Below are 13,491 nucleotides of genomic sequence, written 5' to 3' on the forward strand. Positions count from 1 at the left end.
AAAATCATAGATCTTGGACAGCTTCTTAGGGGAAATCTGACCATTAACAGTTGGTGTATAACCATCAACTGCTGACTCAACGACGGTATAGACAATTGCATGACCATCGGCATCCGTCTGCGGTAAATTATCAAATTCAGCCCTATAACCGTTAGATCCATTAAGTGTGACCGTTTTGCCGGTCGACTTCCCATTTGCGTATAGCGTTGCGACCACACTCGGCGTTGTCGTACCGTTTGGAACCCCCTGCCAATTCTTTTTAACAGTGATTGTGGTCGTCGTCTTTGCCGTATAAATATTCTTCAACGTAGCAGTACCGTTCACGACGGGTGCAACACCCTTGTTATCGGAAGAATAACCAGTCGAAATTGACGTTTCTACGACCGTATACGTAATTGTTTTCCCAGACGAATCGGTCTCGGGAATATCGGTAAACTCATCTGAATAGTGGTTAGCTTGATTCAAGGTGACCGTTTTGCCGGTCGACTTTCCATTTGCGTATAGCGTTGCTGTCACTTCTGGTGTTTGGACACCCGTGGGGACACCCTGCCAAACCTTGTTAACCTTAATCGTTCTGGTCGAAGGCGTTTCAGGATTGTATTTATTAGTCAGAGTCGCATTATTATCCTTATCAAAGGGTTGCGGTGTTGTCGTTCCAGAGTATCCGTCAGGAACTTTAACCTCAGCTACCGTGTAAGTGATCTTTTGGCCATCACTATCTTTCTCGTTCAGCCCACTAAAAGTCCCTGAGTACTGATTTGCAGTATCTAAAGTAATGATTTTCCCGGTAGATTTGCCATTTGCGTACAGTTCTGCTTTAATAGCCGGCGTTGTAACACCGTTTGGAACATCAACCCATTTTTTTGTTACGTTCAAATCATAGGCAGTTCCACTACCACCGCCGTTACCGCCTAGATCAACGTGTGCATTAGCGGTCCCGGACGTAACGTCAATATCGCTGCCGGCACCACTGCCATCGCCTTTATCAGTTCCAGAAAGCTTAATTTTATTATTCAAAGTTGTCGCCGACCCAGTCGTTCTGTAAGCAGTATCAGTAACTTTGGCCAGATACAAGATGTTGACGGCTTGATTCAATGTGCCGTTCCATTTGATGGTAAATGAAGTTGGCAATTCGCTGTTTGGTAAATAAGTAATCTGGTAATCACTCGCTGGAACCTTGGCACCCGTACTATCAAATTCAAGAACCATCGTATCAGCTAATAGCTGCTGACTGGTGGTATTCTGCATTGTATCAGTGACCGAAACATTGGTTAACGTTTTTTTAGTGGGATTGATTTTGGCATCCCATTCAACATATTGGTAACGGCTATTTTGATCGAGTTCGTAATTCTTACCGTCTTTCCAAGTCCCCTCCCATGGGAAGCCAACTTTGTTAACATAATTGCCGCTTTGAGAACCGCCACCATCAGTGTCACCGCTGACGTTAAAATCAAGATTGCCAGCCATGTCATCGTAGTTCTTTGTGAAATAATCAGTAAATGTAATCGTGCCGGTAGTAGCGCCTGCTGCAGCACTAAAATGACCGACTACGCTGCCATCAGGACTCATTAAATCAAAATTTTGAAGATCGTGAAAATGGGTTCCAGTCGGTAAACTGACAGTCGCAGTATCACCAGTTTTAACTTGCGTGCCCGCTTTAATCGTAAAATTATAATTCAATCTGTAATACGAAGACTTATCCCAATTGGCCACGGTTGTTGATGTGACCGGCTGTCCGTCGTATAGTGCATCACTGGCCGAAATCCCAGACATACTCGAAGTAATGTCGGCCGCCTTAGCCGCTTGGGTTTGATAACTGAGTCCAACAAAAAAAGCAGCCATCAAAAACATGATGCTTAACCATTTAAAAACCAACTTGAAGCTTGTTTGAATGCTTTGACTTTCCATGAATGTCGACCTCTTTTTATGTAGGAATGTGTATCAGAGTGTACTTATTATATCATTCTTATTATTTAATTGATTACATTATATTACACATCGAATATAACATAGATTAGTATGTTGTACAAATTGTCACGGGGAATTTATACACATTTGTAAATGACACACAAAAGCAGCGGCCGCGTCATCTTCGCGATGATTCAGCTGCTGCTCCCTTCAAAAATTACATCACTATTTCAACAATCAGAAACACAAGAATACCGACTGCGATTACCAAGACAATCCACCCAGCCCTGTAGGCTTTCAGCTGGTATGCTGCCATAGTTTGAGGATCCAGTTCAGAGGGATTCTTAACCGCATCACTTGGGGTCATCGTTAAAATCGTAAAATCCTTTTTGACGATTAAAAGATACGCGGCCCACGCAAATAAAAGAACCGTCCCAGCCAAAAACAGCTTAACTGAAAAAAACAAAAGTGCCAAGCAAACAACAAATCCCAGTAAAATCATATTTTTGGTTTTCAATATCCATTCACCTTAAGTCTGTTTTACTTTATGCGTCCCTTTGCCAGTCTTCCTTGAACAAAAACCTGTCGAATATCGGCTTTTGATGCGTGATAGATAATCTTTTCAAAAATCTGATCAGCCGATTCTTCACCAAATGATGCCAGTGGTGACTTCACAACTTGAAGGTCCGCCAAATAGCCGGCTTTAATCTGGCCCGTTTTAAGATGAAGACTCTTGGCGCCACCAACAGTTGCCAGATAAAAGCCATTTTTTGCTGAAATTGGCTGAATTTGCGTTCCACGTTGGTTTGGATCCAGCGCGGCGTTGACCCCGTCCTTGAGCATTCGTGACGAAATAACGGCCTGGCGGATATTTTGGTAGAGACTCGGTGAATAACCACCGGAAATATCGGTTCCCAGACCAACTTTAACGTTCTGCTGGAGAAGCTTGCTGACTGGAAGAACGGCGTTGCCAAAATAAACGTTTGAAATTGGGCAATGGGCCACCGCCACCCCACGAGACTTGAACGTGTCCAAATCAGATTGATTCAGTAACGTTCCGTGGGCCATCACTGACTTATCCGTTAACAGGCCATACTGGTCAAGGACTTCAGAATCCCGCTTGTGGTAATTTTCCAGTGCATAGCCGTTTTCCCAATCGCTTTCACTGCAGTGGGATTGAATCGGTAAGTCGTATTTCTTTGCTAATTCACCTAACCCTTTTAATGACTCGGGCGTGCAGCTCGGGACAAATCTGGGGGTGATGACCGGGGTTTGTTTAATCGCTGCGTTCTGACTCAACTTGGTCAATTGCTTGATAAACGTTTCGGTATCGGCCACGGCACTTTTCGCAGACGCATCCCGGTAATTAGCCGGTGTTTGGGCGGGATTATCCATCGCAACCTTACCAATAAATCCACGTTGGTTATGCTTGATGCATGCCTTGGCCAGCTCTAAGTTGGCCGGATTATGAATCGTCCCAAAGTAAAGCGCGGTCGTCGTGCCATTTCCAACGAGTTCTTCAACCAAGTTATCATAGACCAGTTTGGCAAAGGAAACGTCTTGGTACTTGGCTTCCAAAGGAAACGTGTATGTATCCAACCATTCGTTTAAGGGACGATCCAAGGCAACTCCAGCGTTTGGCCACTGTGGGGCGTGCACATGCAGGTCAATAAAGCCCGGAAGCAGATATTCATCCGGGTTCAATGAAATCAATTGGTCTGCTTTAACGGCTTCATCTTTAATAGAAGAAAAATCAGGTTCAGATTCATCCACGACCCGGTCAATATAGCCCTCACCATCAATACATACCAGCTGATGGTGGCGACAATCGATCGTTGACTCATCGACGGATGTAATGGTCGATCCTTCAAGTACTTTCACAATTGCGATGATAATCACTCCTCAAGGTTGATTTGTTCTAACTTGAATATATCATAAAGGTACTGACGAAGATAGACGCTATCAGGCGATAGTTGAGAAGTTCCGGTTGACGGAATTTAAATTCGGGTTACAATTAACCTATCTATTAATATGACGATGATTGAATAAGTAGCGGGTTGTCTTTGTGTAGAGAGCTGTTGGTGGGTGAAAAACAGTCGAAGAAGCTTGTGAATATGGTTCAGGAGTTGATTGACGCCGAGCTTATTGTGAGGTGATCGTGGTGGGCTCATTATCGCCTTCAGTTATCTAATAACTGTCAGAGGGAATTTCTGCGAGGAAATTCTAAACAGGGTGGTACCGCGATTTAATCGGCCCTACTAAAGCTAACTTTGATATTAACCAGCTTGTGATGAGCTGGTTTTTTATTTGGCAAAAGTTTGATTGTCGTCGTAGAGACTGGATTTAGCCATTATATAGGAAGAGGAGTGTTGATTATGAAGTCAAACAAGTCAAAAGGGTTGTCCGTTGAGGCGGTTGTCGCAACCGGTGTCGGGATTGCAATTGTTTTCTTATTGAAGCGTTTTTTACCCATTCCAACAGGCGTTCCAAACACCACGATTGATTTAGGTGAAGCCTTTATTGCATTTTTGGGTGCCATTTTTGGCCCAGCAGTGGGTGGCTTAGTGGCCTTTTTTGCCCATTTGTTCAACGATTTATCCTGGGGTGACCCATGGTGGACATGGATTGTTGCCGATGGTATTTTCGGCTTAATCATTGGCTATAGCCGAAACTTCCTGAAATTGCGGACAGAGCCACTCACCAAGAAAAAATTAATCCAGTTCAATCTTTTACAAATCGCTGCCAACATTCTTTGCTGGGGAATCATTGCGCCGCTTGGTGATATTCTGGTATACTCACAGCCCGCAGGAAAAGTCTTTCTCCAAGGAATTACGGCGACAATCACCGATGTTTTATCGGTCGGAATTGTCGGCACCCTGTTGATTTCTGCATATGCAAAAACCCAAATTCAAAAAAATCGTCTTTCAAAGGATTAAATTATGAGCGATAAACCAATCATCCAATTTTCAGATATTTCCTTTCAATATCGAAGCCAGGAAGAAGCAACGTTGCATCACATCAATTTAACGATTAACAAAGGCGAAACAGTGTTTATTACCGGCCCTTCCGGATCTGGAAAATCAACTCTGGGCAACTTGATTAACGGTGTGATCCCGGAAGAATTTCCAGGCACGCTGTCCGGAGACCTGACGATTGCCGGCAAGCATCCCTCAGAAGTTGATTTAACAGACCTTTCCTTTGAAGTCGGTACCGTTCTTCAAGATCCTGACGCACAGTTTGTTGGCTTGACCGTTGCCGAAGACATTGCCTTCGCACTGGAAAATGATGCCCAACCCTTATCGGTACTGCATGAAAAAGTCGCTGAATGGGCTGATCACCTAAACGTTAAACAGCAATTATCCAAGCACCCTCAAGACCTTTCTGGTGGTCAAAAACAACGGGTCGCTTTGGCTGGGGTGTTGATCGATAACGAGCCAATACTGCTGTTAGACGAGCCATTGGCCAATTTAGATCCGGCTGCCGGGCGTGATTCCATGAAGCTGATCAACTGGTTGGTGAAAAATCAAAATTTGACCGTGATAATCATTGACCACCGAATTGAAGAAGTCCTCCAAATTCCAATTGACCGGATGGTCGTGCTGGCTGATGGTCAAATCATCGCAGACGACCAGCCTGATCAACTCTTAAAAAGTAATCTCCTGCTCACAAATGGGTTGCGGGAGCCCCTTTATGTAACGGCGCTTAAAACTGCCGGCGTCGCTGTCGATCATTTGGAAAACTTGGCAGATTTAGCTTCTCTTAAGTTAGACAAAGGTGACCATGCCAAACTCAACTCATGGATGGCTGCCCAACCAGCGCCTGACGTACCGACCAAGAAGCAGCCGATCATCGAAGTCAAACAAATGACGTTTGGCTACCCGGGTGAACCTCAAATTTTCGATCAGTTTAATTTAACCATCCATCAAGGCGAGATGGTCGCCTTAGTCGGCAAAAACGGAACTGGGAAGACCACGTTGATTAATTTAATTACCGGCTTTTTAAAGCCGACTTCGGGCAACTTGTACTTCAATCAAACAGATATCTCGGATGATTCGGTTAAACAACGCGCCAGTCGAATTGGGTATGTGCTGCAAGATCCCAACCAAATGATCTCAAAAACGATGATCTTCGATGAAGTTGCCTTGGGCTTGCAGTTGCGGGGGCTTGATCCAGAAACCATTAAAAAGCAAGTATTTGAAACCCTCAAGATTACCGGCCTTTATCCCTATCGCAACTGGCCAATTTCTGCTTTAAGCTTTGGCCAAAAGAAACGGGTGACCATTGCGGCAGCCCTTGTTCTTCAACCAGAAGTTCTGATTTTAGACGAACCAACCGCTGGCCAAGATTTAGCTCACTATTCTCAAATGATGGACTTCCTCCATCATTTGAATCAAACACAAGGGACTACCGTTTTGATGGTGACCCATGATATGAATCTCATGATGGCCTACGCCGATCGCACCATCGTGCTGGACCAGGGACAAGTGCTAGAAGATGCAACTCCGGGAAAGGTGCTCACAAATCTGGACGTCATTAAAAAAGCCCATTTGGCGCAATTAAGTCTTCAAGTTCTGGCAGAAAAGGCTGACGCGTCGGATCCGATCACTTTTGCCGAGAAGTTTATTGCATTTGAAAGGAGCAACCGCGATGGTGAATCAGCAAGCTTCATATGATATTGCCGAGACTCAAAAAGGACGCTGGGTCACCCGGTTGACAGGGATGACTAAAATCCTGGTACTGTTGAGCTTATCAGTCATTGGCATGGTCAGTTATGATACCTGGTATTTGGTTGCGCTGACAATCTTTGCCATCTTATTTTATCAATCAGCCCACTTAAAATGGCATCAGGTTCGCGGCCTGCTCTACGCAATTGCCGCTTTTACGGCTTTAAATTTAATCCTGGTATACGTGTTTAATCCAAACTACGGCTCACAAATCTATGGTACCAGCCACGTCATTGCCGGTTCCGGATACTTCATTCTGACGTGGGAAGAATTATTCTATCTATTAAACATGCTTCTAAAATATGTCTTTATCGTGCCGTTAATTTTTGCCTTTCTTTACACGACAAATCCGTCTGAGCTCGCTTCCAGCATGAATCGCATCGGCTTTTCATACAAAATTAGCTATGCGGTTGAGCTTTCCTTGAGATATATTCCCGATGTAATTCGTGACTTCAAACAAATCAGCTTGGCGCAGCAAGCCAGGGGACTGGAAATGTCCAAGAAAGCCGGTGTCTGGAACCGTCTCAAGCGGAGTACCCAAATCCTGATTCCCTTGGTTTTTTCTTCCATGGACAAGATTGAAGTAACGACACGCGCGATGAAACTCCGCCGTTTTGGGACCCAAAAGAAACGGACCTGGTATATGTATCAACGATTAAGCAAGTTGGATTATTTGATTTTGACAGTGACGACCCTTTTAATCATCATTGGGATTGGCCTATTTTGGGTTGATGGTAGCCGATTCTATAATCCATTCAAATAAAGCTTACAGTTCAGATTAAACAGCATGCAAAAACGACTCACCAACAATTGGTGGGTCGTTTTTATTGTTAATCAACCTTCTTATAATGTTCGGCCTCCTTGGCATCAAAACCCGCTTCCTGAAGCTTTGATGCCACCGAGAAGCCGGCTTCTTTATCCACGTGAATTTCCACCACCTTGGTTGTCCCGTGATGGGTGACCATTAACGTTTGGATATTTAAGTTGTTCTCCGCCATTACCTTGCCGATATCAAAAATCACCCCAGTTCGATCCTTTTCAATAAATACCTGAACGACCGTCCCTGACTCGTTGTAATCCGTGACGTCCAAGAATGCGTCAAGAATGTCATTGTTGGTGATAATGCCAACCACATCGCCCTGATCCGTCACTGGCAGAACCCCAACTTGGTATTTTCGCATTTCATAAATCGCGTCTTCCAGGAAATCGTCGGCTTCGATCGTTCGAACCGTGGTCTCCATCACTTCTTTGACGGTCATTTTATTTAATAGGTAGTTATATTCGTAGATTGATAAACTGGTCGCTTTGGAAGGTGAGGCTGCCTGGATTGTCCCTTGAGTCACCAGCCCCACTAACCGGCCGTCTTCAATCACCGGTAATCGATGGATATTATTTTCCTTCATCATGTTGACCGCCACGCTGATCTTTGTTTCGGGCGGCACGGTAATGACGTTATCTGACATAAAATCTCTTACACTCATTTTTAACCTCCCAAATATGCCTTTTGAACATCTTCATTGGCCAAAAGCTCCTGGCCGGTCCCGGAAAGCTGAATCTTCCCAGTGGCCAACACGTACCCCCGGTCGGCAATCGACAAGGCCTTTTTGGCGTTTTGTTCGATCAGTAAAACGGTCGTTCCTTGTTTGTTAATCTCTTTGATAATGTCAAAAATTTCATTAATAAAAATCGGGGCCAACCCCATCGATGGTTCATCCAGTAAAATCAGCTTGGGACTGGCCATCAGTGCCCGTGCCATGGCAAGCATCTGCTGCTCACCTCCGGATAACGTTGCGGCATCTTGATTCTTCCGCTGCTGTAAAATCGGGAATCGTTCAAAGACGGCATCAAAATTATGCTTAATCTGGGAACGGTCTTTCACTAAAAATGACCCCATCTGCAGATTTTCCATGACCGTCAGGCCTGAAAAGATGTGTCGGCCTTCTGGCACTTGGGAAATCCCATCGGCAACGACTTTGGGTGCGTGCTTAGATTGAATTTCATGGTCTTCATAGGTAATGGTGCCGCTTTTCGGTTTCAATAACCCGGAAATCGTTTTGAGAATGGTGGATTTGCCGGCACCGTTTGCACCAATCAAAGACACAATTTCGCCCTCATTGATCTCGAAGCTCACGCCCTTAACGGCATTGATGACGCCGTAATTAACGACTAAATTATCAACTTTTAGTAACATTCTGTCAGTCCACCTCTTCTCCCAGATACGCCTTAATAACGGCGGGGTTCGACTGAATCTCTTCAGGTGTCCCCTTGGCAAGTAACGACCCGTGATCAAGCACGTAAATCCGCTGAGCCAAATTCATGACCAAAGACATGTCGTGTTCAATCAGTAAGATTGTGATATGAAACTTTCGCTGAACTTTGATAATCAGTTGGGTGAGCTCGGCCTTTTCTTCGGGGTTCATCCCAGCCGCCGGTTCATCCAAGAACAAAATTTGCGGTTCCGTCGCCAATGCTCTGACAATCTCTAATTTTCGCTGGGTTCCGTAAGGGAGGTTTTTAGCCAAAACATCGACGTCATTTTCCAGTTCGAATATTTCAAGCAACTGTTTGGCTTTTTCGGTCAGCTTGGCCTCTGTCTTGTAATAGCTTGGAAAGCGAAAGATCGTTGGAATAAAGCTTTCCTTAACCTTGCTGGTCATGGCAATCAACACGTTATCCATAACCGTTAATTCTTTGAACAGGCGAATGTTTTGAAATGTCCGTGAAAGCCCCATCTTGGCGATTTTATAGGCGGGCTTTCCGTTCAGTGGATAGGTGCCGTTATCTCCGTTAAGGACGATTGAACCGGACGACACCGGAATCACACCAGTTAATAAATTAAATAAGGTCGTTTTCCCCGCGCCATTCGGCCCAATTAACGCCACCAATTCGTTGGTATCCAAATACATTGAAACGTTTGAAACAGCGGTCAACCCACTAAAGTTTTTGACAACATTGTCGACTTTCAGTAATGTGCTCACGATTCCACACGCTCCTTTCGTTTGGATCGATTAAATAACCGTTTGACAGAAAATTCCCAAGTTCCCAACAGACCAGAAGGCTTGAAAATCATAATCAAAATCAGTGCCAACGCGTAAATGACCATCCGCAGGGTTCCGAAGTTTTGCAGAACCGTGTCCAAGACGCCTAAAACGACGGCGGCTACGAAGGTTCCGGTAATACTGCCGACACCGCCAAGAACCACGATAATCAGAATCGAAATTGATTCCATGATACCGAAATCGTTTGGCGCAATTGTCTGAAGGTAGGAAGCATGCAGCGACCCGGCGACCGCGGCAGTTGATGCGCCAAGTACGAAAGCTGCCAGCTTCCATTTGGTAATATCAATTCCCATGGCTTCTGCGGCGATTTCATCCTCACGCACGGATTTAACCGCCCGCCCAGCCCGGCTATGAATGAAGTTGACGATAATAATCGTGGTCAGACAAACCATGATATAAACGGTCGGCCAGTCGGCAAACTGGGGAATGTTGAACATCCCGGCTGCGCCACCCGTGATCTTCAGATTATTAATAATGATTCGAATAATTTCCGAAGCCCCCATGGTCGCAATCGCGAGGTAGTCACCACGCAGACGGAGGGTCGGAATGCCAACGATTAATGCGGCAATAATTGAAACAATAATCCCGACAAAAATCGAAGCGTAAAAGCCGGCTGGACTATTGGCGGTTTGGGTCATGATCGCTGTCGCATAGGCCCCAATGGCCATAAACCCGGCGTGACCCAGTGAAAACTGGCCGGCAAAACCAATAATCAGGTTCAACCCGGTTGCCAGAATAATGTTGATGCCAATGGTAACTAACATATTGGCAATAAACGAATCAATGACGCCCGTTAAAATCAGCGTGTTAATTAAGTAAAAGCCGGCAATCATCATGATCAGCCAAATGACGTTGTATTTCAAATTTGCTTTCAATCCGATCACCTACACTTTCTCTTTGGTATTCTTGCCAAAAATTCCTGCAGGAAGAATCAAAAGAATCACGATCAAAACAAAGTAAACCACGGCATCTTTGTAGGCTGACAGGCCAATTGATTGGACAAATGTTTCCAAGATTCCAATGATAAAGCCACCAACCGATGCACCTGGGACTGAACCAATCCCACCAAGGACTGCGGCCACAAAGGCTTTAATTCCGGGTGTCATCCCCATCAATGGATCAATTGAGTTGTAGTAAAGACCAATCAATACGCCAGCGGCCCCTGCCAGAGAAGAACCGAGGGCAAACGTGAACGAGATGGTCCAATTAATGTTAATTCCAACCAATTCGGCGGCGTCGGCATCCACAGAAACCGCGCGCATCGCCGTTCCCATTTTCGTTTTCTTGATGATCAGTTGAAGCAAAACCATCAAGACACATGCGGTGACCAGAATCAAAATTTGAATATTTGAAATCAAAACGCCGCCGATGTTGTAATTCACCTGTTTGATAATTTGCGGGAAGTTTCTGGTATTTGATGTGAATAGATACGACATCCCATTTTCCAAAAGAAACGAAACGCCGATCGCTGTGATCAGTGCCGTAATTCTTGGAGCGTGCCGCAGTGGCCGGTACGCAAAGTACTCGATAATGACACCGCTGGCCGCGCCAACCAGCATTGCTGACAACAAAGCGCTGATGAAATTGAAATGCCAGACGTTGATGACATAATAGCCCCAAAACGCGCCGAGCATGTAGATGTCTCCGTGGGCAAAGTTGATCAGTTTGATGATGCCATAAACCATGGTGTACCCGAGAGCAAGCAGCGCGTATATGCTTCCTAATGAAAGCCCATTAATGATTTGCTGAAAAAATGTTTGCAAAATCTGATCTCCTCTCGTTGGTTGTGTTGGTTGTTTGTTTTATAAGTCAATGTGCGTATTTTTGGGCGGTAATTCAGATTTGCTCTGATGCCACTTGGATTAGGACTGCTTCGAAGGCCAAGCGTCAGCTTTGCCAAGCCTACTTGGCGACGACCCAGATGCTAACTTCTAGGGTGACTTGAGCTCAAACCCCACCTTAGCAACTTAGATTCGCTCTAATACTACTTGGATTAGGACTGCTCCGAGACCCAGATGCTAACTTCTAAAGCGACTTGGGCTCAAACCCAGAACCAGGGTTTAAACCCAAGTCGCTTTAGAAACCGCATCTCCCGGGTCGCTCCGCACACTATTTTAGGACTGCTCCTCGCAACTGATGCTTGCCTGTAAGCAACCAAGAATTAAAATCCAAAACCTGGATTTTTATCCTTGGTCCCTTACAGTCCGCATCACCCGTTGCGCTCCGCACACTATTTAATACTAAACGATCGGCTCACCTTACCATTTGTCAATTCTTCAATTGCAATTGGCTTTTCCGGATTATGCTGCTTATCCATGGTGATCTTGCCCGTTACGCCATCGAAGTTCTTAATCTTTGCAAGTCCTGCCGCAATTTTGACTGAATCCGCTGACTTTTCTGATTCGATTGCTTGTTTGATCATGTAAACTGAGTCATAAGCCAATGCTGAGAACGTTGGTGCAGCTTGGTTGTACTTTGCCTTATATTTGTTCATAAATTTAACAGCAGTTGGGTTGGCCTTGGCCACGCTATCTGAAAATGGTGTCGTGTAATAAATCTTAGACGCATTCTTGTCGCCGGCAATTTGGACCAGCTTTGGATCCGCCATGCCATCACTCCCAACGATTGGAACATTGATTCCAGCTTGGCGTGCTTGCTTGATAATCAGGCCAAGTTCTGAATAGTAACCTGGTGCATAAATGGCGTCAATTTTCTTTGATTTAAATGAAGTCAACACAGCGTTGAAATCCTTGTCACCAGCAGTGAAGAATTGGCTGTCAACGACTTTTCCGGTATAAGCCTTCTTAAAGGCCTTTGCCAAACCGATTCCGTAATCACTTGAGTTGTCAGCGTATACCGCAACCCGCTTTGCCTTCAAATTGTTCGTCATAAACTTGGCCGCCGTAGCACCTTGGAAATTGTTTTGGTAGCACGCTCTGAAGACATATGGTTGAACCTTGCCGTTCTTCTTCAGTGTGTAGGCCGGATCGGTTGCTGACGGACTGACACTTGGAACGGCCGCTTTGGTAATATTTGGAATTTGTGCGGTCCCGGCATTCGTGGTTGCTGGGCCGACAATTGCGACTACTTTATCGTTATTTGTCAATTGAGCGGCAACGGATGCAGACGTATTGGTTGAAGTCTTGTTGTCCCGAATGATCAGTTGAATCTTTTTCTTCTTGCCGTTAACGTTGATACCGCCATTTTTGTTAATTTCTGAAGTTGCCAATTGAATCCCTTGTTTTTGTGATTGGCCATATCCAGCGGCTGCTCCGGAAAGTTCCATATTCACCCCGATCTTGATGGTATTTCCGGTTGCTTGATTTCCCTTGGTGGTTGTCTTAGCTGTGCTACATCCTGCAAATATTCCCGCTGTCATCACAATAGCTGCCATACTGACAACTTTTTTAATCATACTTTTCTTCATAATCTCTACCCACTTTCAATTTGTATGTATCTTCTCCAGCCTGCGAATATGAAATATCTTCGTTCCAATCACTGCGATTGGCATCCCTCCTTAAGCAAACAAAAAACCTCATTCTTTAATGAATGAGGTTTTGAGTCTGGATATGTCAAGCCCTCATCATTAAAAACGAAAATAAGGGCTCAACTTGTTTGATTGCTAGGTAGTGAATCACTACTTCGGAATCAATGTCGGGTCCTTCATCTTTAATAATAAGGCTAAATCTTGGTTGAAAGATGCTGCCACTACGCTGTTAATAATTGAATTAATACTTTTCATGACGTCATCCTCCTGTTCCAAGTTTTATTTATGAGTAGAACTATAATCGACTTTTCAT

The 13,491-nt window shown here is 44.8% G+C and carries 12 protein-coding genes and 1 other annotated feature; of the genes, 3 read left to right on the forward strand and 9 right to left on the reverse strand.

Annotated features, from left to right (window positions below; genetic code table 11):
• The 3 genes from FC51_RS11015 to guaD form a co-directional block, all read right to left on the reverse strand.
• Positions 1 to 1,908, reverse strand: a 1,908-nt coding sequence (locus FC51_RS11015; protein WP_057910571.1) for a Cna B-type domain-containing protein, incomplete at its 3' end; no start/stop codon positions are given.
• Between the two features lie 217 nt (positions 1,909 to 2,125).
• Positions 2,126 to 2,425, reverse strand: coding sequence for a hypothetical protein (locus tag FC51_RS11020; protein ID WP_057910572.1), 300 nt, complete (start codon positions 2,423 to 2,425; stop codon positions 2,126 to 2,128).
• Positions 2,426 to 2,448: 23 nt separating this feature from the next.
• Entirely contained in the window at positions 2,449 to 3,807 is a 1,359-nt protein-coding gene (gene guaD / locus FC51_RS11025) for a guanine deaminase (protein ID WP_057910573.1), read from the reverse strand.
• Positions 3,808 to 3,936: 129 nt separating this feature from the next.
• Positions 3,937 to 4,168 (forward strand) — a binding site (T-box leader).
• Between the two features lie 115 nt (positions 4,169 to 4,283).
• Between guaD and FC51_RS11030 the strand changes: the two genes are divergently transcribed.
• Genes FC51_RS11030 through FC51_RS11040 form a run of 3 tightly spaced genes read left to right on the forward strand, consistent with a single transcriptional unit; the run spans position 4,284 to position 7,395 of the window.
• Entirely contained in the window at positions 4,284 to 4,844 is a 561-nt protein-coding gene (locus FC51_RS11030) for an ECF-type riboflavin transporter substrate-binding protein (RefSeq protein WP_057910574.1), read from the forward strand.
• 3 nt (positions 4,845 to 4,847) lie between these two features.
• Positions 4,848 to 6,581 (forward strand): ABC transporter ATP-binding protein, encoded by a 1,734-nt coding sequence (locus tag FC51_RS11035; RefSeq protein WP_061773332.1) that lies wholly within the window; start codon positions 4,848 to 4,850, stop codon positions 6,579 to 6,581.
• Positions 6,556 to 7,395, forward strand: a complete 840-nt coding sequence (locus tag FC51_RS11040; protein WP_057910576.1) for an energy-coupling factor transporter transmembrane component T family protein — start codon at positions 6,556 to 6,558, stop codon at positions 7,393 to 7,395. The genes FC51_RS11035 and FC51_RS11040 overlap by 26 nt, the downstream gene beginning before the upstream one ends.
• Positions 7,396 to 7,462: 67 nt before the next feature.
• Here the strand turns inward: FC51_RS11040 and FC51_RS11045 are convergent, their stop codons facing one another.
• The 6 genes from FC51_RS11045 to FC51_RS11070 form a co-directional block, all read right to left on the reverse strand.
• Entirely contained in the window at positions 7,463 to 8,113 is a 651-nt protein-coding gene (locus tag FC51_RS11045; RefSeq protein WP_057910577.1) for a CBS and ACT domain-containing protein, read from the reverse strand.
• A gap of 2 nt (positions 8,114 to 8,115) precedes the next feature.
• Complete coding sequence (locus FC51_RS11050) at positions 8,116 to 8,823, reverse strand: ABC transporter ATP-binding protein (protein WP_057910578.1); 708 nt, start codon at positions 8,821 to 8,823, stop codon at positions 8,116 to 8,118.
• A gap of 4 nt (positions 8,824 to 8,827) precedes the next feature.
• Complete coding sequence (locus FC51_RS11055; RefSeq protein WP_057910579.1) at positions 8,828 to 9,610, reverse strand: ABC transporter ATP-binding protein; 783 nt, start codon at positions 9,608 to 9,610, stop codon at positions 8,828 to 8,830.
• Positions 9,607 to 10,527, reverse strand: a complete 921-nt coding sequence (locus FC51_RS11060) for a branched-chain amino acid ABC transporter permease (protein WP_372583791.1) — start codon at positions 10,525 to 10,527, stop codon at positions 9,607 to 9,609. Before FC51_RS11060 ends, FC51_RS11055 begins: the two co-directional genes overlap by 4 nt.
• Before the next feature lie 48 nt (positions 10,528 to 10,575).
• Positions 10,576 to 11,454 (reverse strand): branched-chain amino acid ABC transporter permease, encoded by an 879-nt coding sequence (locus FC51_RS11065; RefSeq protein WP_057910580.1) that lies wholly within the window; start codon positions 11,452 to 11,454, stop codon positions 10,576 to 10,578.
• A gap of 467 nt (positions 11,455 to 11,921) precedes the next feature.
• Positions 11,922 to 13,118 (reverse strand): ABC transporter substrate-binding protein, encoded by a 1,197-nt coding sequence (locus FC51_RS11070; RefSeq protein WP_057910581.1) that lies wholly within the window; start codon positions 13,116 to 13,118, stop codon positions 11,922 to 11,924.
• Between the last annotated feature and the right edge of the window lie 373 nt (positions 13,119 to 13,491).

Source organism: Lentilactobacillus parabuchneri DSM 5707 = NBRC 107865, assembly GCF_001435315.1.
GTDB classification, from domain to species: domain Bacteria; phylum Bacillota; class Bacilli; order Lactobacillales; family Lactobacillaceae; genus Lentilactobacillus; species Lentilactobacillus parabuchneri.